Annotated in this window: 21 protein-coding genes and 1 pseudogene; 11 read left to right on the top strand and 11 right to left on the bottom strand. The window is 60.3% G+C overall.

Annotated elements, in window-relative coordinates; genetic code table 11:
* Positions 1-198: 198 nt before the first annotated feature.
* The 9 genes from D882_RS0109270 to edd form a co-directional block, all read right to left on the bottom strand.
* Entirely contained in the window at positions 199-1,359 is a 1,161-nt protein-coding gene (locus D882_RS0109270) for an ABC transporter ATP-binding protein (RefSeq protein ID WP_027922972.1), read from the bottom strand.
* 2 nt (positions 1,360-1,361) lie between these two features.
* Positions 1,362-2,207, bottom strand: coding sequence for a carbohydrate ABC transporter permease (locus D882_RS0109265; RefSeq protein WP_027922971.1), 846 nt, complete (start codon positions 2,205-2,207; stop codon positions 1,362-1,364).
* Positions 2,200-3,108: a carbohydrate ABC transporter permease gene (locus D882_RS0109260; protein WP_027922970.1), complete on the bottom strand. Its 909-nt coding sequence runs from the start codon at positions 3,106-3,108 to the stop codon at positions 2,200-2,202. The genes D882_RS0109265 and D882_RS0109260 overlap by 8 nt, the downstream gene beginning before the upstream one ends.
* Positions 3,109-3,257: 149 nt before the next feature.
* On the bottom strand, positions 3,258-4,550 hold the full coding sequence (locus tag D882_RS0109255; RefSeq protein ID WP_027922969.1) for an ABC transporter substrate-binding protein: 1,293 nt from the start codon (positions 4,548-4,550) through the stop codon (positions 3,258-3,260).
* 117 nt (positions 4,551-4,667) lie between these two features.
* Positions 4,668-5,927: an AGE family epimerase/isomerase gene (locus D882_RS0109250; RefSeq protein ID WP_027922968.1), complete on the bottom strand. Its 1,260-nt coding sequence runs from the start codon at positions 5,925-5,927 to the stop codon at positions 4,668-4,670.
* A gap of 152 nt (positions 5,928-6,079) precedes the next feature.
* Complete coding sequence (locus D882_RS0109245; RefSeq protein ID WP_027922967.1) at positions 6,080-7,549, bottom strand: ATP-binding protein; 1,470 nt, start codon at positions 7,547-7,549, stop codon at positions 6,080-6,082.
* The gene (locus D882_RS0109240; protein ID WP_027922966.1) at positions 7,539-8,270 is read right to left on the bottom strand and encodes a response regulator; all 732 of its coding nucleotides are present in this window, start codon (positions 8,268-8,270) and stop codon (positions 7,539-7,541) included. The genes D882_RS0109245 and D882_RS0109240 overlap by 11 nt, the downstream gene beginning before the upstream one ends.
* A 175-nt stretch (positions 8,271-8,445) precedes the next feature.
* Entirely contained in the window at positions 8,446-9,396 is a 951-nt protein-coding gene (locus D882_RS0109235) for a glucokinase (protein WP_027922965.1), read from the bottom strand.
* Complete coding sequence (edd, locus tag D882_RS0109230) at positions 9,393-11,219, bottom strand: phosphogluconate dehydratase (protein ID WP_027922964.1); 1,827 nt, start codon at positions 11,217-11,219, stop codon at positions 9,393-9,395. The genes D882_RS0109235 and edd overlap by 4 nt, the downstream gene beginning before the upstream one ends.
* Before the next feature lie 219 nt (positions 11,220-11,438).
* On the opposite strand from edd, the gene gap reads away from it, so the two are divergent.
* The 5 genes and pseudogenes from gap to D882_RS0109210 all read left to right on the top strand — a co-directional run bounded on the left by gap (position 11,439) and on the right by D882_RS0109210 (position 16,837).
* Positions 11,439-12,440 carry a type I glyceraldehyde-3-phosphate dehydrogenase gene (gap, locus tag D882_RS0109225; protein ID WP_027922963.1) on the top strand — a complete coding sequence of 334 codons (1,002 nt, stop codon included), beginning with the start codon at positions 11,439-11,441 and terminating at the stop codon, positions 12,438-12,440.
* 17 nt (positions 12,441-12,457) lie between these two features.
* Positions 12,458-12,922: a methylglyoxal synthase gene (locus tag D882_RS0109220; protein ID WP_027922962.1), complete on the top strand. Its 465-nt coding sequence runs from the start codon at positions 12,458-12,460 to the stop codon at positions 12,920-12,922.
* 325 nt (positions 12,923-13,247) lie between these two features.
* Positions 13,248-14,486, top strand: a pseudogene (locus D882_RS1000000133510) (chemotaxis protein); the annotation flags it as partial.
* Positions 14,487-14,636: 150 nt separating this feature from the next.
* Complete coding sequence (locus D882_RS1000000133505) at positions 14,637-15,392, top strand: methyl-accepting chemotaxis protein (RefSeq protein ID WP_371258943.1); 756 nt, start codon at positions 14,637-14,639, stop codon at positions 15,390-15,392.
* Positions 15,393-15,505: 113 nt separating this feature from the next.
* Positions 15,506-16,837 (top strand): CoA transferase, encoded by a 1,332-nt coding sequence (locus D882_RS0109210; RefSeq protein ID WP_027922960.1) that lies wholly within the window; start codon positions 15,506-15,508, stop codon positions 16,835-16,837.
* A 46-nt stretch (positions 16,838-16,883) separates the two neighbouring features.
* On the opposite strand, the gene D882_RS0109205 is transcribed toward D882_RS0109210, so the two are convergent.
* Positions 16,884-17,747: a DNA-3-methyladenine glycosylase gene (locus D882_RS0109205; protein WP_027922959.1), complete on the bottom strand. Its 864-nt coding sequence runs from the start codon at positions 17,745-17,747 to the stop codon at positions 16,884-16,886.
* Positions 17,744-19,171, bottom strand: a complete 1,428-nt coding sequence (arcD, locus tag D882_RS0109200) for an arginine-ornithine antiporter (RefSeq protein ID WP_027922958.1) — start codon at positions 19,169-19,171, stop codon at positions 17,744-17,746. The genes D882_RS0109205 and arcD (D882_RS0109200) overlap by 4 nt, the downstream gene beginning before the upstream one ends.
* 462 nt (positions 19,172-19,633) lie before the next feature.
* Between arcD (D882_RS0109200) and arcD (D882_RS0109195) the strand changes: the two genes are divergently transcribed.
* The 6 genes from arcD (D882_RS0109195) to D882_RS0109170 all read left to right on the top strand — a co-directional run bounded on the left by arcD (D882_RS0109195) (position 19,634) and on the right by D882_RS0109170 (position 26,668).
* On the top strand, positions 19,634-21,061 hold the full coding sequence (arcD, locus tag D882_RS0109195; protein WP_027922957.1) for an arginine-ornithine antiporter: 1,428 nt from the start codon (positions 19,634-19,636) through the stop codon (positions 21,059-21,061).
* Positions 21,062-21,096: 35 nt separating this feature from the next.
* Positions 21,097-22,353, top strand: coding sequence for an arginine deiminase (gene arcA, locus D882_RS0109190; RefSeq protein ID WP_027922956.1), 1,257 nt, complete (start codon positions 21,097-21,099; stop codon positions 22,351-22,353).
* A gap of 81 nt (positions 22,354-22,434) precedes the next feature.
* Positions 22,435-23,445: an ornithine carbamoyltransferase gene (locus D882_RS0109185; RefSeq protein WP_027922955.1), complete on the top strand. Its 1,011-nt coding sequence runs from the start codon at positions 22,435-22,437 to the stop codon at positions 23,443-23,445.
* A 206-nt stretch (positions 23,446-23,651) separates the two neighbouring features.
* Complete coding sequence (arcC, locus tag D882_RS0109180) at positions 23,652-24,581, top strand: carbamate kinase (RefSeq protein ID WP_027922954.1); 930 nt, start codon at positions 23,652-23,654, stop codon at positions 24,579-24,581.
* 12 nt (positions 24,582-24,593) lie between these two features.
* Complete coding sequence (locus D882_RS0109175) at positions 24,594-24,956, top strand: DUF5064 family protein (protein ID WP_027922953.1); 363 nt, start codon at positions 24,594-24,596, stop codon at positions 24,954-24,956.
* 203 nt (positions 24,957-25,159) lie between these two features.
* Positions 25,160-26,668 carry a sigma-54-dependent transcriptional regulator gene (locus D882_RS0109170; RefSeq protein ID WP_027922952.1) on the top strand — a complete coding sequence of 503 codons (1,509 nt, stop codon included), beginning with the start codon at positions 25,160-25,162 and terminating at the stop codon, positions 26,666-26,668.
* Positions 26,669-26,719 lie beyond the last annotated feature (51 nt).

Genomic DNA, 26,719 nt, shown 5'->3' with positions numbered 1-26,719 from the left:
CACACTACCGGCCAGCATCATGGCTGCAACTGCTGACAACTGGCAGATAAGCTGAGCGTTGTTGTTCTTCTTCATCCCTACATCCTCGTTTTATTGTTATTAACTGTGTTCTAACGCGGTTACATCAGGCGCGAAGAGCGACAGGCCGCTCACCGCATATCCCCCTGTGGGAGCGAGCGCGCCCCCACATTTTGTTCTTCAGCGGCCTTTGAATTGGGCCACGTTGGCGCTGTGCGCCTCGGCTTTTGGTTCGCCAGCCACACCCAACCGCTCCCCGGTCTTGGCATCGAACAGCAACACTTTCGACGGATCGAATTGCAGGGTCAGGGTTTCGCCCGGGGCCGGTGCAACATCGGGTGCCAGACGGCAGCAGACTTTGGTTTCATTCAGATTGACGAACACCAGGGTGTCGGGACCGGTCGGTTCGGTGACCTGGACTTCCGCGCGGATGGTCGGCAAACCGTTCGGCTCGCCGTTCGCCAGCACGATCTGCTCAGGGCGCATGCCGAGGATCACTTCGCGGTCTTCGAGACCGGCGTCCTGCATGCCCAGCGGCAATTCACAACGGGCCTGGCCGCTGTCGAGCAGCGCGTAGAGACGACCGTCCTTGCGCTGCAAGCGCAGGGGGATGAAGTTCATCGGCGGTGAACCGATGAAGCTCGCCACAAACAGGTTGGCCGGGTTGTTGTAGATGTCTTTCGGCGTGCCGAACTGCTGAATGATTCCGTCCTTCATGACCGCCACTTTGTCGCCCAGGGTCATCGCTTCGATCTGGTCGTGGGTCACGTAGACCGTGGTGGTTTTCAGGCGCTGATGCATCAGTTTCATTTCGGTGCGCATCTCGACCCGCAGCTTGGCGTCGAGGTTGGACAGCGGTTCGTCGAACAGGTAAATCTTCGGCCGACGCGCCAGGGCACGGCCCATGGCCACGCGCTGTTGCTGACCACCGGAGAGCTGGCCGGGCTTGCGGTTGAGCAAGTGTTCGATCTGCAACAGCTTGGACACCCGCGCCACTTCCGTTTCGATATCGGCGGCGGGCATTTTGCGAATCTTCAAGCCGAAGGCGATGTTCTCGCGCACGCTCATGGTCGGGTACAGCGCGTAGGACTGGAACACCATGGCGATGTCGCGGTCTTTCGGGCTCATGCCGCTGACGTCCTGGTCATCGATCATGATCGCACCGCCGGTGATGGTTTCCAGGCCGGCGATGCAATTCATCAGAGTCGATTTGCCGCAACCCGAAGGTCCGACCAGGATCAGGAACTCACCGTCCTTGATCGACAAATGAATGTCCTTGAGGGTGTCCGGCAAGCCGGGGCCATAGGTCTTGTTTACATTGCGAAGTTCGAGCGTAGCCATGATTACCCCTTGACTGCGCCGGCCGTCAGCCCGCGCACGAAATACTTGCCTGCGACCACATAGACCAGCAGGGTCGGCAGCCCGGCGATCATCGCCGCCGCCATATCAACGTTATATTCCTTGGCCCCGGTACTGGTGTTGACCAGGTTGTTCAGCGCGACCGTGATGGGTTGCGAGTCACCGCTGGAGAACACCACACCAAACAGGAAGTCGTTCCAAATCTGAGTGAACTGCCAGATCAGGCAGACCATGATGATCGGGGTGGACATCGGCAGGATGATCAGGCGGAAGATCGTGAAGAAACCCGCGCCATCGAGCCGCGCCGCCTTCACCAGCGCATCGGGAACGCTGACGTAGTAGTTACGGAAAAACAGCGTGGTGAACGCCAGGCCGTAGACAACATGGACGAACACCAGGCCCGTGGTGGTGCTGGCCAGGCCCATCTTGCCGAGGGTGAACGAGGCTGGCAGCAGGACGGTCTGGAACGGCAGGAAGCAACCGAACAACAGCAGGCCGAAGAACAATTGCGAGCCGCGAAAGCGCCACATCGACAGCACATAGCCGTTCAGTGCACCGATGGCGGTGGAGATCAACACCGCCGGGACGGTGATCTTGATCGAGTTCCAGAAATACCCGTCGACGGTGCCCCAGGCCTTGACCCAGCCAATGCCGCTGACCACGGTCGGCCAGCTCAGCAGGTTGCCGGTATTGATGTCTTCCGGTGTCTTGAAGCTGGTCAACAGCATGACCACCAGCGGTATCAGGTACAGAAATACGGCGAGGATCAGCACGCCGTAAATCGCGATGCGACTCAGGCTGATGGAAGGTTTGGCAGCGAAACTAGTCATGACGCTTGGTCCTCAGCTCGGAGTACAGGTAAGGCACGATGATTGCGAGAATCGCACCGAGCATCAGAATCGCACTGGCCGAGCCCATGCCCATCTGGCCGCGACTGAAGGTGAAGGAGTACATGAACATCGCCGGCAAATCGGAGGAGTAACCCGGGCCGCCAGCCGTCATCGCTGCCACCAGGTCGAAACTCTTGATCGCGATGTGGGCCAGGATCATCACGGCGCTGAAGAACACCGGACGCAAGCTTGGCAACACCACTTTCAGGTAAATGCGCGGCATGCTCGCGCCATCGATCTGGGCGGCACGGATGATCGATTGATCAACGCCACGCAGGCCGGCGAGGAACATCGCCATGATGAAGCCCGAGGCTTGCCAGACCGCAGCAATGACCAGGCAATACACCACGCGGTCCGGGTCGATCAGCCAGTCCAGGCGGAAGCCTTCCCAGCCCCAGTCACGCAGCAATTTGTCCAGGCCCATGCCCGGGTTGAGCAGCCATTTCCAGGCGGTACCGGTGACGATCATCGAGAGCGCCATCGGGTACAGGTAAATGGTGCGAATGAAACCTTCGCGACGAATGCGCTGATCAAGAAACACGGCCAGCAGCACACCGATCACCAGGGTGATGCCGATGAACATGCCGCCGAAAAGCGCCAGGTTCTTGCTCGCCACCCACCAACGATCGTTGTCGAACAGCCGCTGGTATTGAGCCAGGCCTGCCCATTTGTAAGTCGGCAAAAAGGTCGAACTGGTGAACGACAGAACGAACGTCCACAGGATGTAGCCATAAAAGCCCACCAGAACGATGAACATGCTCGGCGCCAGCACCAGTTTAGGTAGCCAGCGTTGCAATGCATCGAACGGCGAGGCCTTGCTGAACACAGCAACAGAACTCATGGGGAAATCCAGTACGAGAGAAAATTTACGTTGGAAATGCTGCCCCCTTGTAGGAGTGAACCTGCTCGCGATCGCTGAGTGTCAGTCAGTGGATGTATCAACTGATACACCGCAATCGCGAGCAGGCTCGCGCCTACAGGGGCCAGGCATTACTTGGCAGACTTGACCGCGGCGCCGAGTTTCTTGGCGGCATCGGCTGGGTCGGCTTTCGGGTCGTTGATGTAGTTGGTCACCACATCAAAGAACGCACCCTGTACGGCCAGCGTGGTCGCCATGTTGTGCGCCATGCTCGGCTGCAGGCCGCCAGACTTGGCGTCTGCCAGGAAGTCCTTGGCAGCGGTCTGGGCGCAGGAGTCGAAACCGTACTTGCCCATGTCGCTCAGCATGTCGTTGCGAACCGGGATCGAGCCCTTGTTGATGCTGAAGACTTTCTGGAAGTTCTCACCCAGGACGATCTTGGCGATGTCCTGCTGACCGGCCGCAGTGCCCGCGTCTTTCTGCTTGAACACGGCCAGGGAGTCGATGTTGTAGGTGAAGGCCTTGTCGGTGCCCGGGAACGCTACGCACTCGTAGTCCTTGCCGGCGACTTTCTTGGCGGCGGTCCATTCGGACTTGGCCCAGTCACCCATGATCTGCATGCCGGCCTTGCCGTTGATGACTTTGGCCGCTTCCAGGTTCCAGTCCTGGCCTTTGCCATCGACGTCCATGTAGGTCGCGACTTTCTTCAGCTCGGTCAGCGCCTTGACCATTTCAGGACCGGTCAGCGCAGCGTTGTCGAGATCGACCAGGGCTTTCTTGTAGCCATCGACACCCATGACCGAAAGCACCACGGCTTCGAACACGGTGCTGTCCTGCCAAGGCTGGCCGCCGTGGGCGAGCGCAATGAAGCCCGCAGCCTTGAGCTTGTCGCCGGCGGCGTAGAATTCTTCGAGGGTGGTCGGGTTTTTGGTGATGCCGGCTTTCTTGAAGACTTCCGGGTTGATCCACAGCCAGTTGACGCGGTGAATGTTCACCGGCACGGCCACGTAGTTACCCTCGTACTTCACGGTATCGGAGACTTTCTTGTCGAGCAGGCTGTCCCACTTCTCCGATTTGGCAACGTCTTTCAAGACGTCGGTGTCGAGCAGACCGGTAGACGCCCATTCCTGGATGTCCGGACCTTTGATCTGCGCCACACCTGGCGGGTTGCCGGCAACGGCGCGGCTCTTGAGCACGGTCATGGCGGTAGCACCGCCACCACCGGCAACAGCGCCGTCCTTCCAAGTGAAGCCGTCTTTTTCGACTTGGGCCTTGAGCACATCGACCGCTGCTTTTTCACCACCCGACGTCCACCAGTGAACCACTTCCACGGAACCTTTGGATTCGGCGGCAAGCACACTGAGAGGGAGCGCAGACAGGGAGGCGAGAGAAATGACAGTAGCGAGGCGAGAAATCGCATTCATCTAGAAGTACCTTTCTTGTTGTTATGCATGCAAGTCTGGTGCTTGCGCTGCATAGGATTTTAAACAGGAGTTATCCCCTCGCAGGTAACGAAGGGACGCTTGAATGTCACCACATGGTTACACAGGAGCGCTCTGGGACAACCTCGTCAGAGCCGTGGCCATGCTGGGCGCCAGGGGCAGTCGTGGAATCAGTACGGCTTGCCAGGCGTGATACAGATCAGGTTTACCCGCCCAGATATCGGCACTTGGGCGATTCTGCGGATCCAGTTCGTGATGCCAGCTGCCGTCGCAATGGTCGATGAAATGAGTGTCACAAAATTCCCAGAACAGCCGGTACCAGCGTTCGTATTGCTCATCGCCCGTGCGTTTGAGCAACGCGCTGGCGGCAGCGCTGGCTTCGCAATGGGTCCAGTGCAGACGGTGACGAACCACTGCGCGGTTGCCCCAATCGAGGGTGTAGACAATCCCGGGCAGCCCGTCGATATCCCAGCCATGACGGCAGTTGTGGTCGAAAAGTTTTTGCGCGTCAGTAGCCAGCCACCCCGGCGTCAGCATGCCGGCCTGAACCCGCGCTGCTTCGAGGTGCAGTAGCAGGCGTGCCCATTCAAAACCGTGGCCCGGTGTGGTGCCGTAGGGGCGAAAACCGTCGGCCGGGTTGTCGTGGTTGTATTCGCGTAGCGGCTGCCAGTCGCGGTCGAAATGTTCGACCACCAGATAATCATTAGCGGCGGCGTGACCGTGGATCACCCGCTCGACGATGCGCTGTGCGCGACATAGCCAACGACTTTCTTCGGTGACATCGGCCAGCGCGAGGAACGCTTCGGTGGCGTGCATGTTGCTGTTGGCGCCGCGGTACGCTTCTTCTTCGCTCCAGTCACGATTGAAGGATTCGCGCAGGGCGCCCTCCTCCTCGCTCCAGAAATGCGTGTCGATGATGTTGATCGCGTCATCGAGCAAGGCGTGTGCGCCGGGACGTTGCGCGACCACGGCCGAACTGGCGGCCAGGGCCACGAAGGCATGCAGATAAGCCGCCTTGCCGGTGTTGTCATCCAGCGCATGAGCGACGGCAAACCAACCGCCATGTTCGGCATCGCGCAACGGGCCGCTGAGGGCCTGGACACCGTGATCCACCAACTCGGCAAACCCCGGCAAGCCTTGAATATGGGCCATGGCGAAGCTGTGCGTCATGCGCGCGGTGTTCATGGTTTCAGCGCGAGCGTTGGCCGGGAGATGGCCTTTTTCATCGAGATTGCCGAAGCCGTCAGGAAGCTTTGAAGCCTTGGCGAACGCCAGCAGGCGCAGGCCTTCGGCGGCGAGCCATTGCTGGTGGGCAGGCGCGTTCAGCCAACTGCTGAAGGCCGGTTGGAAGGTGTCCATGGGGTGCCTTTTTTGTTGTTTTGACTGAGGGCAGTCTAAACAACGGGCGGGGACGGGCTTGTAACGAAAGGGGCGAGTTATGTCACTGATTTGTGACATTAGCTAAATGATGTGTTGAAAATCTGCTCGCGAAGAACGATGACGCGGCATTACTAATCAACACTACGAGGCAACTGCAACGTCACCCGCAACCCACCCTCACGCAGGTTTTGCAGACTGACCTCGCCACCATGACTGTGCGCAATATTGCGCGCAATCCCCAACCCCAGCCCATATCCCTGCTGCTGCCCGGCCAGGCGGAAGTGCGGTTCAAACACCTGCTCCAGCCGTTGCTCCGGCACGCCCGGCCCTTCGTCATCGACGTGAAGGATGAACGCGCTCTCGTCGTCATCGATGTGCAAATGCGCGTTCTGTCCGTATTTCAGGGCGTTGTCGATCAGGTTGCCAATGCAGCGCTTGAGCGCCAACGGTTTGCCCGGATACGCCGCCAACGCCCGGCCCTGCTGGGTCACGCGGCCATTGCCGTTAGGTGCCAGGTACGGTTCCACCAGGCAATCGAGCACGTGGTTGAGGTCCACCGGCTCGATGTTTTCGTGAATGTCGGTGTCTTTCACGCATTGCAGCGCGCCTTTGACCAGCAACTCCAACTCATCCAGATCACGCCCGAACTTGGCTTGCAGCTTCTCGTCTTCCAGCAATTCCACGCGCAGGCGCAAACGGGTAATGGGCGTGCGCAGGTCGTGGGAAATCGCACTGAACAACTGACTACGCTCCGTCAGGTAACGGCTGATCCGTTCGCGCATGGCGTTGAACGCGCGCCCCACTTCGACCACTTCACTGCCGCCACCCTCGGCCACCGGTTGCACATCGGCCCCCAGCGACATATCGCGCGCGGCCCGTGCCAGGCGCTTGAGCGGACGGCTTTGCCAGTGCACCAGCAAGCCAATGAACAACAGCAAGAAGCTGCTGGTGAGGACGATGAACCAGACCTGTTGCGCCGGCAGGCCTTGCTCTTCAAGACTGGTGTAGGGCTCGGGCAGCAATGACGCGATGTACAGCCATTCTCCCGGCGCCATCTGGATTTGCGTGACCAGCACGGGTGGATTGACCGGTTCGAGGGTCAATGCGTAATGCGCCCAGGAGCGCGGCAACTCATCGAGTTTCAGCCCGCTGTTGAAGATCCGCAGGTCTTCAGGACTGACGAAAGTCACCGAGATATCCGTGTCATGGCCCAGGGATTCGCGCAGCACCTGGTCCACCGCTTTGAGCACGGCCTCCTTGCGCGGGGTGATCGGCAGCACTTCCATGCCCAGGGGTTTGTCGTTGAGCGTCACCACGAAACGGGTGCCGCCCATGCTGCGCAACTGATCCAGTACCAACGGCCTGAAAGCGACGGGCAATGAGCGGAAGTAACTGACGCTGGCCGTCATCGAATGCGCCAGGCTGCGGGCAGCAGTGACCAGGCCTTCAAGCTGCGTGGCTCGCAATTGCGAGACCCAGATCACGCTCGACAACGTCTGCGCAAACAGCACCGCCAACAACGTCAGCAGCAACATCCGCCCGAGCAGCGAACGGGGCACCGGCACGCGGGCGGCGAGCTTGCGCAGAAACTCAGTGGCCATTGCTGGCAACCACATTGGCTGCCAGTTGGTAGCCGCTGCCGCGCACGGTGCGGATCAGACGTGGCGGCTTTTCGGTGTCACGCAGGCGTTGACGCAAGCGGCTGACCGCCATGTCGACGATGCGGTCCAGCGGCATCAGATCGCGCCCGCGGGTGGCGTTGCCGATGGTGTCACGGTCGAGGATTTCCTGCGGGTGATCGAGGAACAGTTTCAGCAGCGCGAAGTCGGCGCCGGACAGAATCACTTCTTCGCCATCGGTGTGGAACAGCCGATGGCTGACCATGTCCAGGCGCCAGTCGTCGAACGCCAGCACTTCTGCGCCATTACGCTCCTGGCCAAATTGCGCACGGCGCAACAGGGCTTTGATGCGCGCCTGCAATTCTCGTGGGCTGAACGGTTTGCCGAGGTAATCGTCGGCGCCGAGCTCCAGGCCGATGACGCGGTCAGCTTCGTCGGAGCTGGCGGTGAGCATGATGATCGGCACCTGCGCCTGACGCGGGTGCTGGCGAACCCAGCGGCAGAGGCTGAAGCCGTCTTCGTCCGGAAGCATCACGTCGAGGATCACCAGATCGCTCGGGGCCTCGTTCAAAGCCTGGCGAAAACCGGCGCCATCGGGCGTGGTGCGGACCTGGAAACCGGCGCGAGTCAGGTAGGTATCCAGCAACTCGCGTATCTCTTGATCGTCATCGACCAACAAAATCGACTTGTTGACTGAGCTCACGGGGCGGCGTCCTTGTTGTTTGAATTGGGCGGATTATGCCTGATGAACCTTGGAAATTTGTTGCCTGATCTGGCCTCATCGCGGGCAAGCCCGCCCCCACAAGGTTACGCACACATCTTCAGATGTAGGAAATCCTGTGGGCGCGTGGCTTGCCCGCGATGAAGACGACGCGGTTTCAAGCCTGTTCCAGCGCCACGCCCGCACCCATCAGGCCGGAATACGGCGCTGTCACCAACCACACCGGAATGCCCTTGAAGTAATCGCTCATGCAACCCTTGTCGGCGAAGCACCGGGCGAAACCGCTCTCAAGGAAGAAATCGGCAAACCGTGGGATAACACCACCAACGATATACACGCCACCGCGCGCGCCAGTGGTCAGCACGTTGTTGCCGGCCACGCGGCCGAGCCAGCAGCAGAACTGCTCCAGCACTTCGAGGGCAATCGGGTCGCCCGCGAGCCCGGCAGCGGTGATTGCTTCCGGTGTTTCGAGCACCGGCGTGTGGCCGTCGACTGCACAAATCGCCCGGTAAACCCGAGGCAAGCCGCCGCCGCTCAACGCCGTTTCAGCACTGACATGGCCAATCTCATTGAAGATGTGTTGCCACAATTGAGTTTCCCGCGGGCTGCTCAGCGGCAAATCAACATGACCGCCCTCCCCCGGCAACGCGGCAAAACGCCCTTCACCAAAATCCAGCAAGGTGCCGACGCCAAGGCCGGTGCCCGGCCCAATCACGACCGCTGGCCGCAACGGTTCCGGGGTGCCTTCGCAGACCACGCGAAACTCGCCCGGCTGCAAACGGGTCATGCCCAGCGCCATCGCCGAGAAGTCGTTGACCAGCAACAGTTGCTCGACCTGCAAGGTCTTGCAGAAACCCTTGCGGCTCAGGCGCCAGTGATTGTTGGTGAACCTGAATTCATCGCCACTCACGGGACCTGCCACCGACAGGCATACCGCGCCGATCGAACCCAACGCCAGACCGAGCCCGCTCAAGTAGAGGGCAATCGCCTCTTCCGGGCTGGCGTGGTCGGCCGTCGCCAGCACCTGGACCGACTCCAGCTGCTGGTTTTTCCACAACGCGAAACGAGCGTTGGTCCCACCGATGTCACCGACCAAAGCCAGTTTCAATTAAGCGTCTCCAGGGCAGAAGTAAAGGCGCTGGCGCCCTGCTCTGCGGAGCTGAAGGCCATGCGCATGAAACCAAACAGCTCGCGTCCGCTGCCAATGTTGTTGCCCAACAGGCCTTTGGCAGGTTCGCGCGCCGCGAATTCGTCGGCGTCCACCTTAAGCTCCAGGGTGCCTTTGACGCCATCGACGCGAATGATATCGCCCTCTTGCACTCGCGCCAAAGCACCACCGACATACGCTTCGGGGCTGACGTGGATCGCCGCCGGGATTTTCCCCGAGGCGCCGGACATGCGTCCGTCCGTGACCAACGCCACCTTGAAACCGCGATCCTGCAGCACGCCAAGGAACGGCGTCATCTTGTGCAGTTCCGGCATGCCATTGGAACGCGGGCCCTGGAAGCGCATCACGGCAACAAAATCCTTCTCCAGTAGACCGGCCTTGAAGGCGTCTGCCAGATCCTGCTGATCCTGGAACACCATGGCCGGTGCTTCGACGATCTGGTTTTCCAGCGCCACGGCCGAGACTTTCATCACGCCGCGACCGAGGTTGCCTTCCATCACGCGCAAACCACCCTCTGGCGAGAACGCGCGAGCGACCGGGCGCAGGATGCTTTCGTCGAGGCTGTCGGTCACGCCTTCGCGCCAGACCAGTTCGCCGTTATCGAGGAACGGTTCCATGGTGTAACGGCGCAGGCCATGACCCAGCACGGTGTTGACGTTTTCGTGCAACAACCCGGCGTCCAGCAGTTCGCGGATCAGGAACGACATGCCGCCCGCCGCCTGGAAGTGGTTGATGTCGGCTTTGCCGTTCGGGTAGACGTGGCTCAGGGTCGGCACGACTTCGGAGAGGTCGGCCATGTCCTGCCAGGTCAACTGGATGCCCGCCGCCATGGCGATGGCCGGCATGTGCAAGGTGTGGTTGGTCGAGCCACCAGTGGCGTGCAGTGCCACGATGGAGTTGACCAACGAACGCTCGTCGACGATTTCGCCGATCGGCATGAAGTCGCCGTTCTGCTTGGTCAGGCGCGTGACCTGATGCGCCGCTTCGCGGGTCAGGGCATCGCGCAACGGCGTGTTCGGGTTGACGAAGGACGCGCCCGGCAAGTGCAGGCCCATCACTTCCATCAGCAATTGGTTAGTGTTGGCGGTGCCGTAGAACGTGCAGGTGCCAGGGCTGTGGTAGGAGTTCATTTCCGACTCCAGCAGCTCTTCGCGACTGGCCTTGCCTTCGGCATAGCGCTGACGCACATCGGCTTTCTGCTTGTTGGAAATGCCCGAGACCATCGGCCCGCCCGGCACAAAAATCGTCGGCAGATGGCCGAAACGCAACGCGCCCATCATCAGGCCCGGCACGATCTTGTCGCAAATGCCGAGCATCAGCGCGCCGTCGAACATGTTGTGAGACAACGCCACAGCGGTGGACATCGCGATCACTTCGCGGCTCGGCAGGCTCAGCTCCATGCCGGGTTCGCCCTGGGTCACGCCATCACACATGGCCGGAGTGCCGCCGGCGAACTGGCCGACCGAACCGATCTCGCGCAGCGCTCGTTTGATCTGCTCCGGAAAGACTTCGTACGGCTGATGCGCCGAGAGCATGTCGTTATATGACGAAACGATGGCGATGTTGGCGGAGTTCATCATCCGCAGGCTGTTCTTGTCTTCGGTGCCGCAACCCGCCACGCCGTGGGCGAAGTTGGCGCATTGCAGCTTACCGCGCATCGGACCGTCGCTGGCCGCACCGCGAATCAGTGCAAGGTAGGCCTCACGCGTGGCGCGGCTACGGGCGATAAGCCGTTCAGTGACCTCAAGGACGCGGGGATGCATGTGTAGAACTCCAGGCTAACGGATAGGGCGACCTGATTGTCTATGCTGAACAAGGACCGTTGTGATTGGGATGACAGACGGTTTTCTTGATCGGTCGGACCAGTTGATTCAGGTCACTCGTTGTAGATTGAACAAAATATTGCCATTAAAAAGGCTTGTTTTCTATTTTTATGCGAATAATCTTGTAATTCCAACAACAAAACGACGGCGGCGCTGTAAATGACTCTTCGAATCGCAATCAATGGTTTTGGCCGGATCGGCCGCAACGTCCTGCGCGCACTGTATACCCAAGGCTATCGCCAGGATCTGCAGATCGTGGCCATCAACGATTTGGGAGACAGCGCGATCAACGCTCATCTGCTCAAGTACGACACTGTTCACGGCACGTTCGACGCCGATGTCCAGCACGACCAGGAGAGCCTGACAGTCAATGGCGACCGTATTGCGGTCAGCGCCATTCGCAACCCGGCCGAACTGCCTTGGGCTGCGGAAAAAATTGATGTGGTATTTGAATGCACCGGTCTGTTCACCGACCGCGCCAAAGCCGCCGCGCATATTACGGCCGGCGCACGCAAAGTCATCATCTCGGCACCGGCCAAGGGCGCCGACGCCACCGTGGTGTATGGGGTCAACCACGACATCCTGCGCCAGCACCACCAAATCATTTCCAACGCATCGTGCACCACCAACTGCCTGGCACCGGTGGCTCAGGTGCTGCACCGCGAACTGGGGATCGAAAGCGGTCTGATGACCACGATCCACGCCTACACCAACGACCAGAACCTGACCGACGTCTACCACACCGACCCGTACCGCGCCCGCTCCGCCACGCAGAACATGATCCCGAGCAAGACCGGTGCAGCTGAAGCCGTTGGCCTGGTGCTGCCGGAACTGGCGGGCAAACTGACTGGCATGGCCGTGCGCGTTCCCGTGATCAACGTGTCGCTGGTGGACCTGACCGTGCAGCTGAAACGCGAAGCGTCGGCCGAAGAAGTGAATGCGCTGCTGAAAGAAGCCAGCCAGCATTCGAAAATTCTCGGTTACAACACCCTGCCGCTGGTTTCCAGTGACTTCAACCATAACCCGCTGTCGTCGATCTTCGACGCCAACCACACCAAGTCCAGCGGCAAGCTGCTAAAGGTGCTGGCCTGGTACGACAACGAATGGGGCTTCTCCAACCGCATGCTCGATAACTGCCTGGCGTTGTGCAACGCAGAATGATCGTGGAGCAGCAACCGATGATCGGTATCAGCTTTATGCAAAAGACCATGGCGGCGCGCAAGCGTGTTGCCTTGGTCGCCCACGACCACTGCAAGGTGTTTTTACTGGACTGGGCCGAGCGGCAGAAAGACAGACTCGCACAGCATGAATTGATCGCCACCGGCACCACGGGGTTGTTGTTGCAACAACGCCTGGATTTGCCAGTGGAGAGCATGATCAGCGGTCCGTTGGGCGGCGACCAGCAACTCGGGGCGCAAATCGCCGAGCAGCGGGTCGACATGCTGGTGTTCTTCTGGGACCCGTTCGAACCACAGCCTCACGACCCGGACATCAAGGCGTTATTGCGCGTCGCGGCGGTCTGGAACATCCCGGTGGCCTGCAACGAATGCAGCGCCGATTACCTGCTCAGTAGCCCCATGATGGATCAGGCACACGAACATCGAATACCCGATTACTCGAAATATCTGCTTGGCCGCGCCTGAAGCTTCAACCTGTTTGCGGAACAATCTTGAGTCTGCATCCTGGATGCCCGCCTGACTTAAAAGCGCCCCACCTGCGGGCGCTTGTTTCAGCAGCCCCCCCTGCCTCCCCCTGCCGCGCGCCCGGAATCACTGCCGAGAATGTCTTGAATTCCCGGCCATTTCAGGGCTTTTTCCTGCGCAAACGTTCACCTGCTACCGTTCGTCGGCATCCGTTCATGCAATCGTCACACGGCGCCGATGTGCATTGAATGGCGCTAAATGGATTTGGCGTACCGAGTCGATCTCGACTCCTTGCCAACACCTCATCCATTTGTGAGTTCGCCCTATGTTCGACTCTCTCTCTATCCGTCTGAAAATCGTTTTGTTGTCCGGTCTGTGTCTGCTCGGAGTGGTCGCTCTGATCGTCGGCATGAACATTTACCAGACCAATCAGAACGATGATCTGGTCAACGCCTCCAGCAGCAAGATGCTCACCGACAGTGTGCAGAACCTGCTGCAAGCCAAGGCGGCGGAACAGGCCGTGCGAGTGCAGAAGACCTTCGGCGAAACCCTGACGGTGGTGACCGCCCTGGCGGACCAGATCAAGGACATGCGCAACATGGCCGCCAAGCGCTCGCTGGAGGCGGGTGCGTTGCGTGAAGAGTTGAACCAGAGCATCAAGACCGCGTTCGAGCGCAACGCAAAAGTATTGGGCGTCTGGCTGGCGTTCGAGCCTAACGGGCTGGATGGCAAGGACAGCGAGTTCGTCAATGATGCGGTCCGCCAGTCCAACGAAGCCGGGCGTTTCGCCACGTACTGGAGCCGCGCAGGGGGGGAAGTGCTCAACACCGTCATGGTCGAAGAAGACATGACCAAAACCACCCTGAACCTCAGCGGCACGCCCTACAACGTCTGGTACACCTGCCCGCGCGACAGCAAGCGTACCTGCCTGCTCGACCCCTACGCCGACACCATCGGCGCTAACAAAACAGAAGTGTTGATGACCACCATTTCCGTGCCGCTGCTGGTGGATGGCAAGTCCATTGGCGTGGTCGGTATCGACATTGCCCTCGATGCGCTGCAAGCGGCGGCGGTCGACTCCCAGCGTGAACTGTTCAACAGCGCCGGGCACATGCTGATCGTCTCCGGCACCGGCGTGCTGGCGGCTAACAGTGTCGACGCCGGTAAAGTCGGCAAGCCTATCGGCGAAACCCTGGGCGCGGACGGCAAGGACATCCTGCAATTGCTCAGCGGTGGTGCGCCGAAGATTGTGCAGCAAGGCGACCTGATTCGCGCGGTGTACCCGGTCAGCCCGATTGCCGATGCGAAGGCCTGGGCTGTGGTGATCGACCTGCCTAAACAAGTGTTGCTGGCCGACTCGGTAAAACTGCAAGCGGTGCTCGATGACGCCCAGCAAAGCGGCACGATTAAAACAGTGCTGGTCGCCGTGATTGCCGGCCTGGTCGGTTTGCTGCTGACCTGGCTCACCGCCTCGGGCGTCACCCGGCCGATCAACAGCGTGGCCCAGATGCTCAAGGCGATTGCCAGCGGCGACGGCGACCTGACCCAGCGTTTGCACTACAGCAAGAAAGACGAATTGGGCGAACTGGTCAGCTGGTTCAACCGCTTCCTCGACAAGCTGCAACCGACCATCGCGCAGATCAAGCAAAGCATCACCGACGCCCGCGGCACTGCCGACCAGTCTTCGGAAATCGCCCGTCAGACCAGCGAAGGCATGCAGGTGCAGTTCCGCGAAATCGACCAGGTCGCCACCGCGTCCAACGAAATGAGCGCTACCGCCCACGACGTTGCCAACAGTGCCTCGAACGCAGCCAACGCCGCCAAAGGGGCCGACCAGTCGGCACGCGATGGCATGCAGATCATCGAGCGCAGCACCCGCGACATTAATCAACTGGCCGACGAAGTCAGCAAAGCCGTGACGGAAGTCGAAGCGCTGGCGGTGAACAGCGAGCAGATCGGTTCGGTGCTGGAAGTGATCCGCAGCATTGCCGAGCAGACTAACCTGCTGGCGCTCAACGCCGCGATTGAAGCGGCGCGTGCCGGCGAGAGTGGGCGCGGCTTTGCGGTGGTGGCCGATGAAGTACGCAACCTGGCCAAACGCACCCAGGACTCGGTGGAAGAAATTCGCCAGGTGATCGAACGCATCCAGAGCGGCACACGCGGCGTGGTCGCCACCATGCATTCGAGCCAGACCCAGGCGCACAACAACGCCGGGCAGATCCAGCAAGCGGTGCAGGCCCTGGGCAAAATCAGTGACGCGGTGACGGTGATCAGCGACATGAACCTGCAAATCGCCAGCGCCGCCGAACAGCAAAGCGCCGTGGCCGAAGAGGTCAACCGCAACGTCTCGGCGATCCGTACCGTCACCGAAACCCTGACCGGCCAGGCCACCGAATCGGCGCAGATCAGCAGCCAGCTCAACTCGCTGACCACCCACCAGATGAAACTGATGGACCAGTTCCGGGTTTAAGACTTCACCTCGCTCCTACAAGGGGGGGGGCAGTGTTGAAGCTGACATCATCGTTTCATCCGGCCAGCCAGTTTTTTGAACTATGATCGGGCTCTCGTTCCGGAGGGCCTTCGATGACTGATCTACTCACGTCCATTCAAACCGCACTCGGCTTGCCCCACACCCCAATTCCCTTCACGTCGAGCGGCGCCCTGCCCTCGGCGTTTGCCGTGACCGACCTTGCCTGCGCCAGCATTGCCGCAGCCGGGCAGGCGGTCAGCGAATTGTTGCAGCAGCACACCGGTCGCTTGCCCGGGGTTGAAGTCGACCGCCGCCTCGCGTCGTTCTGGTTCGCCACCTCGATCCGCCCCATCGGCTGGAGCGTTCCGCCGCTGTGGGACCCGATTGCCGGTGACTACGCGACGAAGGACGGCTGGATCCGCCTGCACACCAACGCGCCCCATCACCGCGCCGCGGCTGAAAGCGTGCTCGGCACCTGCGCCGACCGCGCGGCGATGGCGAGCAACGTGGCGCAATGGGCCAGCAGTGGTCTGGAACAGGCCGTCGTCGACGCCGGAGGATGCGCCGCCGAGATGCGCACTTGGGCGCAATGGCAGCAACACCCACAAGGTATGGCCGTGAACACCGAGCCGTTGATTCAGTTCAGCGGCGACCAAGGGCAACCGGCGAAACCGTGGCAAGGTTCCGTGGCTCAGCCGCTGGCCGGGCTCAAGGTGCTGGACCTGACCCGCGTGCTGGCCGGTCCGGTCGCCAGCCGTTTTCTCGCCGGCCTCGGGGCGGATGTTTTGCGCATCGACCCACCGACCTGGAACGAACCCGGCGTGGTGCCGGAAATCACCCTGGGCAAACGCTGCGCGCGCCTGGACCTGCACAACAACGATGATCGCGCGGTGTTCGAAACGCTGCTCAAAGAGGCTGACATCCTCCTGCACGGCTACCGCGCCGATGCGCTGGAGCGCATGGGTTACGGGGCTGCTGAACGCCGGAGGCTGGCACCGGGGCTGATCGATGTCAGCCTCAATGCGTACGGCTGGAGCGGACCGTGGCAGAACCGCCGTGGTTTCGACAGTTTGGTGCAGATGAGCAGCGGGATTGCCGAGGCCGGGATGCACTGGAAAAACGCGGACAAACCGACGCCGTTGCCAGTGCAGGCACTCGACCACGCGACCGGGTATTTGATGGCGGCGGCAGCAATCAGGTTGTTGGGGCGCGGGGGTTCGGCGCGGCTTTCGTTGGCGCGTACAGCAAAGTTGCTGATTGAAAATGGCCCGGGAACGGCCGAGGCATTACGGGCGGAGGATGACAACGACCAGGGGCTGGTAGTTGAGCAGACACCTTGGGGACCGGCGCATCGGCTGCATGTGCCGCTGAGAATAATCGGTACTCCGTTGCAGTGGGCACTGCCGGCAACTGAATTGGGTTCCCATCGCGCGCAGTGGGGGTGATTGCTCGCGATGAGGCCAGCAGAATCAATACAAATCCCGGATCAGCTCAATCCATTCGGCTCAGCGATGTCCAAAGCAACTGCGCCGCATACCCTCGACAAGGTCGCCACGCCTCGGCGCGCAACAGCAGTTCGCGCGCCGTCACCGGCCTTTGCTCGAGTGCCGCCAACGCCTTGATCAACCCCACATCCCCGGACGGAAACGCATCCGCCTCACGCAACTGACGCAAGGCAATGTACTGCGCCGTCCAGCCACCAATCCCGTGTAACGCCAACAACCGCGCCACACCGCCCTCCCGCCCCGGCGCAAACAACAGCGAATCATCCAGCAGCGCCTGAGCCACGCCGGACAAGGTCCGCCCTCGGCTTTTCGGCATGCCCAACCTCGCCAGATCCGCCTGCGCCAACACGACAGGCTCAGGAAAAACATGGCTCAAACCCGCCAGCGGCGAGGAAAAGGGCGCACCATACTGCGCGACCAATTTACCCGCCAACCGAATCGCCGCGCCCACGGTAATCTGCTGCCCCAGCACGGCCCGAATCGCCAGCTCCAGCCCATCCCAGGCCCCCGGCACCCGCAAGCCCGGACGCTCGGCCATCAAGCGCGCCATCAACGGGTCCCGCTTCAACTGCCGATGAATCGACGGCAAATCCGCGTCCAGATCAAACATCCGTCGCACGCGCGCCACGATCTCGGGCACCGCCGACTCCTGCGCAAAATCCAGCGTCAGCTCAAGCGCATCACCGCCCGCCGGCCCGATCGAAAACGTACCGTGAACACCGTTAAACCCGATGCTGCGCGAGTACACCCCATCGGTCACGATTTCCATACCGGCCACCGCCCGCGCCGACAAGAACTGCAACATCGCCGCCCAGTCATACGGCGGTTGATACGCCAGCAGCAACCTCATAACGACAGTAAACCGCTGTACAACCCATATGCGGCCAACCCGGCACCAATCAGGACACCGGTAAAAATGCCCTTCTCTACATGAGTGAACAACGGCTCGCCCTGCTCGTGCTTGGCCTTGGCAAACAGAATCACCCCCGGCGCATACAGCAGCGCCGACAGCAGCAGGTATTTGACCCCGCCGGCATACAGCAACCACACCGCATACCCCAGCGCCACCCCACCGATCATCAGGTCTTTGGTGCGCTCGGCACTGGCGTGTTCGTAGGTTTCGCCGCGTCCGCTCAACAATACCGCGTACGCCGCCGACCACAGGTACGGCACCAGAATCATCGAGGACGCGAGGTAGATCAGGCTGGTGTAAGTGCCGGCGGAAAACAGCGTGATCAGCAGGAAGAGCTGGATCATCACGTTGGTCAGCCACAGGGCGTTGACCGGCACATGGTTGGCGTTTTCCTTCGTCAGGAAAGCCGGCATGGTCTTGTCCTTCGCCGTGGCGAACAGGATCTCGGCACACAGCAGCGCCCATGACAGCAATGCCCCCAACAGCGAAATCGCCAGGCCGATACTGATCAGCAACGCGCCCCAAGGCCCGACGATATGTTCCAGCACCGCTGCCAGTGACGGGTTTTGCAAGTTGGCCAGTTGCGGCTGGCTCATGATCCCCAGCGACAACACGTTCACCAGCACCAGCAATGCCAGCACCCCGAGAAAGCCGATGACCGTCGCCCGGCCCACGTCCGAGCGTTTCTCCGCACGCGCCGAATACACACTGGCACCTTCAATGCCGATAAACACGAACACCGTCACCAGCATCATGTTGCGCACCTGGTCCATCACTCCGCCGAAACTCGGGTTGCTTCGGCCCCAGATGTCGCGGGTAAAGACGTCAGCCTTGAAAGCGACGGCGGCAATGACGATGAACATGATCAGCGGCACGATCTTGGCCACGGTGGTCACCTGGTTGATGAACGCCGCCTCCTTGATCCCGCGCATCACCAGAAAATGCACGGCCCACAGCAGCACCGAGGCGCAGCCAATAGCAGTCGGCGTATTGCCCTGGCCAAAGACCGGAAAGAAATAACCGAGGGTGCTGAACAGCAGCACGAAGTAGCCGACGTTGCCCAGCCAGGCACTGATCCAGTACCCCCACGCCGACGAGAACCCCATGTAGTCACCGAAGCCGGCCTTGGCGTAGGCGTACACCCCGGAGTCCAGTTCGGGTTTGCGATTGGCCAGGGTCTGGAAGACGAACGCCAGGGTCAGCATGCCGACAGCAGTAATGGCCCAGCCGATCAGCACCGCCCCCGCGTCGGCCCGCGCTGCCATGTTCTGCGGCAACGAGAAAATCCCGCCGCCAATCATCGACCCCACCACCAGGGCGATCAGTGCGCTCAGGCGTAGCTTTTGCGTGGGTTGTGACATTCCAGCATCTCCATTTTTGTCCACAGTCGGCCAAGGGCTGTCATGGTTTTGAAACCTTCAAGGGGTTGGCTTAACTAAATAGATACAGCGTAATAACGTTTATTAGATAAAGCCATTTCGGACGCGGTTATTTATAGCCGATCACTCTATAGGCGTCTTGGCAAAGAGCGAATTTGTCGATGAATCCCAATAAATCAAATCCACACTGGAAACGACTGCCAAATAGTTGCGGAAACGCCAAAACGAACTAATTTAAAGATCGCCAGCCAAGCTCTCTTATTTCGGATAGCTCTGAGCGAGCCGTCTGGAATAGGCTTCTGCGGCAATCCGTGTGTGGCCGGAGCAACATCCAAAAGTCTTTATTTAACAATGGAATGTGCCAATGCACTGATCTAAGTCAGATGTTTGAACAGCTAACAGAACTACTCTGTTGTCTCTCTTCTCCTGCACTGGAGTCATGCGATGTCTGAATCCCCCGGAAAACTGAAACTCGGCGCATTGGTTGCACTGGTTGTTGGCTCAATGATTGGTGGCGGGATCTTTTCCTTGCCACAAAACATGGCCGCCAGTGCGGACGTTGGCGCGGTCCTGATCGGCTGGGCCATTACCGCTGTCGGCATGCTCACGCTGGCCTTCGTCTTTCAGACCCTGGCCAACCGCAAGCCTGATCTGGATGGCGGGGTGTACGCCTACGCCAAGGCCGGTTTCGGCGACTACATGGGTTTCTCTTCCGCCTGGGGGTACTGGATCAGTGCCTGGCTGGGCAACGTCGGCTACTTCGTTCTGCTGTTCAGCACCCTCGGCTACTTCTTCCCCATTTTTGGCGAGGGTAATACGGTCGCAGCCATCATCGGTGCATCGGTACTGCTCTGGGGTGTGCATTTCCTCGTGTTGCGCGGGATCAAGGAAGCGGCGTTCATCAACCTGGTGACCACGGTCGCCAAAATCGTGCCGCTGCTGCTGTTTGTGCTGATCGCGATTTTCGCCTTCAAACTGGACATCTTCACCGCCGACATCTGGGGTTTGAAAAACCCGGACCTGGGCAGCGTGATGAATCAGGTGCGCAAAATGATGCTGGTCACCGTCTGGGTGTTCATCGGCATCGAGGGCGCGAGCATTTTCTCGGCCCGCGCAGAAAAACGCACCGACGTCGGTAAAGCCACCGTCATCGGTTTCATCACCGTGCTGCTGTTCCTGGTGCTGGTGAACGTATTGTCCCTGGGGATCATGACCCAACCGGAACTGGCCAAGCTGCAGAACCCGTCGATGGCGGCCGTGCTGGAGCATGTGGTCGGTCATTGGGGCGCGGTGCTGATCAGCGTCGGTCTGGTCATCTCGCTGCTGGGGGCCTTGCTGTCGTGGGTACTGCTGTGCGCGGAGATCATGTTCGCCGCCGCCAAGGACCACACCATGCCGGAGTTCCTGCGCAAGGAAAACGCCAACCACGTGCCGGTCAACGCCCTGTGGCTGACCAACGCAATGGTGCAGCTGTTCCTGGTCATCACCCTGTTTTCGGCCAGTACTTACCTGTCGCTGATCTACCTCGCCACTTCGATGATCCTGGTGCCCTACCTGTGGTCGGCGGCTTACGCACTGTTGCTGGCGGTACGCGGTGAGAGCTACGAAATCGACAAGGCCGATCGTTCCAAGGACCTGTTCATCGCCAGCATCGCGGTGATCTACGCCGTCTGGCTGGTCTACGCCGGCGGCACCAAATACCTGCTGCTGTCCGCCCTGCTCTATGCGCCCGGCGTGATCCTGTTCGCCAAGGCCAAGCGAGAACTGGGCAAACCTGTTTTCACCAACGTCGAGAAGCTGATTTTTGCAGCCGTGATCATAGGTGCCGTAGTGGCGGCCTATGGACTGTATTCCGGCTTCCTGACTCTGTAACACCTGAATAATTTGTCATCTGGAGGATCACTGTAATGACCACGGAAAAAGTTAAGTACGGCGTGCATTCCGAAGCCGGCAAACTGCGCAAAGTCATGGTTTGCTCCCCCGGCCTGGCCCACCAGCGGCTCACCCCGAATAACTGTGACGAGCTGCTGTTTGATGATGTGCTGTGGGTCGCCCAAGCCAAGCGTGACCACTTCGACTTCGTCACCAAGATGCGCGAACGCGGGATCGACGTTGTGGAAATGCACAACCTGTTGACCGACATCGTCGCCATCCCCGAAGCGCTGGAATGGATTCTGGAGCGCAAGGTCACCGCCGATTCGGTGGGTTTGGGCCTGATCAATGAAGTGAAATCCTGGCTGCTCAGCCTGGAGCCACGTCATATCGCCGAGTTCCTGATTGGCGGTGTCTCCGCCGATGACCTTCCGGACAGCTTCGGTGGCAAGACCATCCAGATGTTCCGCGACTTCCTCGGCCATTCCAGCTTCATTCTGCCGCCACTGCCCAACACTCAGTTCACCCGCGACACCACGTGCTGGATCTACGGTGGCGTGACCCTGAACCCGATGTACTGGCCGGCACGCCGTCAGGAAACCCTGCTGACCACCGCCATCTATAAATTCCACCCGCAGTTCACCAACGCCGAATTCGAGATCTGGTACGGCGACCCGGACCAGGATCACGGCAGCTCCACCCTTGAGGGCGGCGACGTGATGCCGATCGGCAACGGCGTAGTGCTGATCGGTATGGGCGAGCGTTCGTCGCGCCAGGCCATCGGTCAATTGGCGTTGAACCTGTTCAAACACAAAGCCGTGGAAAAAGTCATCGTCGCCGGCCTGCCAAAATCCCGCGCCGCGATGCACCTGGACACCGTGTTCAGCTTCTGTGACCGCGACCTGGTCACTATTTTCCCCGAAGTCGTGAACCAGATCGTCGCCTTCACCCTGCGTCCGGACGAAAAGAAACCGGGCGGCATCGACATCCGACGCGAAGACGGCACGTTCCTCGACACCGTGGCCAAGGCACTCAACCTGAAAGCGTTGCGGGTCGTCGAAACCGGCGGCAACAGCTTCGCCGCCGAACGCGAACAGTGGGATGACGGTAACAACGTGGTGGCCGTGGAGCCGGGCGTGGTCATCGGTTATGACCGTAACACCTACACCAACACCTTGCTGCGCAAGGCGGGTATCGAGGTCATCACCATCAGCGCCGGCGAACTGGGGCGTGGACGTGGGGGCGGCCACTGCATGACCTGCCCGATCATTCGCGACCCTATCGACTATTAATCTTTGAGCCCTGGCCGCTGCTGCCCTCTACCCGAAGGCAAGCACGGCCAGGGGGATAACCGACATCTAAGGAGATCCATCATGGCTTTTAACATTCACAACCGTAATTTGCTGAGCCTGGAACACCACACCCCTCGCGAATTGCGTTATCTGCTCGACCTGTCCCGCGACCTCAAACGCGCCAAGTACACCGGCACCGAGCAACAGCACCTCAAAGGCAACAACATCGCGCTGATCTTCGAAAAAACCTCGACCCGCACCCGTTGCGCCTTCGAAGTCGCCGCTTATGACCAGGGTGCCAACGTCACCTACATCGACCCGAACTCTTCGCAGATCGGCCATAAAGAAAGCATGAAAGACACCGCCCGCGTGCTGGGGCGCATGTACGACGCTATCGAGTACCGTGGCTTCAAGCAGGAAATCGTTGAAGAACTGGCCAAGTTTGCCGGTGTGCCCGTGTTCAACGGCCTGACCGATGAATACCACCCAACGCAAATGATCGCCGACGTGCTGACCATGCGCGAACACGCCGACAAGCCGATCCACGACATCAGCTACGTCTACCTGGGCGACGCCCGTAACAACATGGGTAACTCGCTACTGCTGATCGGCGCCAAGCTGGGCATGGACGTGCGCATCTGCGCGCCAAAAGCCCTGTGGCCGCTGGACGATCTGGTTGAGCGTTGCCACAAATATGCCGAAGAAAGCGGCGCGCGCATCACCCTGACCGAAGACACGAAAGTCGCGGTCAAAGGCGTGGACTTCATTCACACCGACGTGTGGGTCTCGATGGGTGAACCGGTCGAAGCCTGGGCTGAACGTATCCAGCAACTGCTGCCGTATCAGGTCAACGCCGAACTGATGAAAGCCACCGGCAACCCACGCACCAAGTTCATGCACTGCCTGCCGGCCTTCCACAACAGTGATACCAAAGTCGGCAAACAGATTGCCGAGCAGTACCCGAACCTGAAGAACGGCATCGAAGTGACTGATGACGTGTTCGAGTCGCCGGCCTGCATCGCCTTCGAGCAAGCGGAAAACCGCATGCACACGATCAAGGCGATTCTGGTGTCGACCCTGGCTGACCTTTAACGGCGCACCCGGCTCCCACTGACTGGACTCAGTCAATGTGGGCGCCGGCTTTTGTGGGAGCCGGGCTTGCCCCGGGCGGCGTTCCGATGATGGCATCACCTCGTTGTGACTGATTCACCGAGGCGTCTGCATCGCTGGCAAGCCAGGCTTCCACAATGACCGCATTCGTCTTACGAGACCTCACTGTTTTCTGGAAGGACTGCATTATGCGTATCGTCGTAGCTCTGGGCGGTAACGCCCTGCTCCGCCGTGGTGAACCCATGACCGCGGACAACCAGCGCGCCAACATCCGGATCGCCACTGAACAAATCGCCAAGGTCCATGCCGGCAACCAACTGGTGATCGCTCACGGTAATGGCCCGCAGGTCGGCCTGTTGTCGCTGCAAGCCGCGGCCTACACCTCGGTGTCCCCTTACCCGCTGGACGTGCTCGGTGCCGAAACCGAAGGCATGATCGGCTACATCATTGAACAGGAACTGGGCAACCTGCTGGACTTCGAAGTGCCTTTCGCCACCCTGCTCACCCAGGTCGAAGTCGACGCCAACGACCCGGCGTTCCAGAAGCCCAGCAAACCCATCGGCCCGGTCTATACCAAGGCTGAAGCGGAGAAACTCGCCGCCGAGAAAGGCTGGGCGATTGCCCCGGACGGCGACAAGTACCGTCGCGTGGTGGCCAGCCCGAAACCGAAACGCATTTTCGAAATCCGCCCGATCAAATGGCTGCTGGAAAAAGGCAGCATCGTGATCTGCGCCGGCGGTGGCGGCATCCCGACCATGTATACCGCGCCCGGCAAACTGGAAGGCGTCGAAGCGGTGATCGATAAAGACCTGTGCTCGGCGCTGCTGGCCGAACAACTCGAGGCCGATCTGCTGGTGATCGCCACCGACGTCAACGCCGCGTTTATCGACTATGGCAAGCCGACCCAGAAAGCCATCGGCCAGGCTCACCCGGATGAAATGGAAAAACTCGGCTTCGCCGCAGGCTCCATGGGACCCAAGGTTCAAGCGGCTTGCGAGTTCGCCCGTCACACTGGAAAAACCGCGGTAATCGGTTCACTCTCGGACATTGAAGCGATCGTCCAGGGCAAGGCAGGTACGCGTATCAGCACGGCGAAACCTGGCATTACTTACTTGTAAGGAGAGACGTCTATGGCAAAGTTTGAACCAGGTCACTTGCACATCGAGCGTCACGCGCTGACCCCGGATGATGTCAGCTACAACATTTTCCTCGACTATGAAGTCAGCAAGAACCCCAAAGGGGAAAAAGGCATCCAGTTCAGGATGCATGGCGACATTCAGGGCAAGAAAGTGGACGAGCCCTTCTTCCTGCGCAAGGAGGAGGCCTACAACTTTGCCAACAACGTGACGGTTATCGCCGAGAAGTACGGCATTCCAAAGACACACAGCCAGATTGGTTCGGTTCACAAGCATTACGATCTGATGTTTGAAGACATCCGGGTGCAACTGGACATGAAGTCCGGCGACCCGGTGAACCTCGAGAACTTCGAGTAACCCACACTCCCCCTGTAGGAGTGAGCCTGCTCGCGATAGCGGACTGACATTCACCATGGATGTCGACTGATACACCGCTATCGCGAGCAGGCAAACTCCTACAAAGGTTCGGTGTGGGCCTGAAATCCCGCGCAGGATTTCACCATTCGCCCGCCCCAAGGCATACTTGCGCCCCTCCGCACTCCAGAACCAAATACCGCCCCATGCGTATCCACGTCAGTTTCATCGACCGCGTCGGTATCACCCAGGAAGTCCTGGCCCTGCTCGGTGGGCGCAATCTCAATCTGGATGCGGTGGAAATGGTCCCGCCCAACGTTTACATCGATGCCCCGACCCTGAGCCCGGAAGTCCTCGAAGAGCTGCGCGATGCGCTGTTCAGCGTGCGTGGCGTGCAAGCGGTGACGGTGGTCGACATCCTTCCCGGCCAGCGTCGACACCTGCAACTCGACGCACTGCTCGCGGCCATGACCGACCCGGTACTGGCTCTCGACAGTGCCGGCAAAGTGTTGCTGGCCAACCCGGCATTGATCGCGCTGTACGGGCGTGAACCGGCGGGTGAAAGCATCGCCGACTTGTTCGCCGACCCGGCGCTGCTCGACGCGTTGCTGGAACAGGGCTTTCGTTTGCCGCTGCGGGAAATCACGGTCAACGGCCAGACCTTGTTGCTGGACGCCACGCCGATCACCGACGCGGGTGCCCTGCTGACGCTGTATCAACCCAACCGCATCGGCGAACGCCTCTCGGCGCTGCACCATGATCACGCCGAAGGATTCGATGCGCTGCTCGGCGAGTCGCCGGTGATCCGCACCCTCAAGGCGCGCGCGCAACGGGTGGCGGCGCTCGATGCACCACTGCTGATTCAGGGTGAAACCGGCACCGGTAAGGAACTGGTGGCCCGGGCCTGCCACGCCATCAGCGCGCGGCACAGTTCGCCCTTTCTTGCGTTGAACTGCGCAGCATTGCCGGAGAACCTCGCCGAAAGTGAACTGTTCGGCTACGCCCCCGGTGCCTTTACCGGCGCGCAACGGGGCGGCAAACCGGGGCTGATGGAACTGGCCAACCAGGGCACGGTGTTTCTCGATGAAATCGGGGAGATGTCGCCGTACTTGCAGGCGAAACTGCTGCGGTTTCTCAATGACGGCAGTTTCCGTCGGGTCGGCGGTGATCGTGAGGTGAAGGTCAATGTGCGGATCCTCAGCGCCACCCACCGTGATCTGGAAAAAATGGTCAGCGAAGGCACCTTCCGCGAAGACCTGTTTTACCGCCTCAACGTACTCAACGTTGAAGTCCCGCCGCTGCGCGAACGCGGCCAGGACATTCTGCTGCTCGCCCGCTACTTCATGCAGCAAGCCTGCGCGCAGATCCAGCGCCCGGTCTGTCGCCTGGCGCCGGGCACCTACCCGGCACTGCTGGGCAATCGCTGGCCGGGCAACGTGCGGCAATTGCAGAACGTGATTTTCCGCGCCGCGGCAATTTGCGAAAGCACGCTGGTCGACATCGGCGACCTCGACATCGCCGGCACCTCGGTGGCGCGCCAGAGCGACAGCGATGTCGACAGCCTGGAGCAGGCGATGGAAGAGTTCGAGAAAACCCTGCTGGAAAAACTCTACGTCAGCTACCCCTCGACTCGCCAACTGGCCAGCCGCCTGCAGACGTCCCACACGGCGATTGCCCATCGGTTGCGCAAGTACGGCATACCCAACAAGCCCTGAGCCTGAGGTTGAACCACAACCCACAAACACCACAAAACCCTGTGGGTGGCC

The sequence above is a fragment of the Pseudomonas sp. URMO17WK12:I12 genome, from assembly GCF_000514395.1.
In the GTDB taxonomy this organism is placed as follows: Bacteria; Pseudomonadota; Gammaproteobacteria; order Pseudomonadales; family Pseudomonadaceae; genus Aquipseudomonas; species Aquipseudomonas mucoides.
This window is presented reverse-complemented; position numbering and strand designations above follow the sequence as displayed.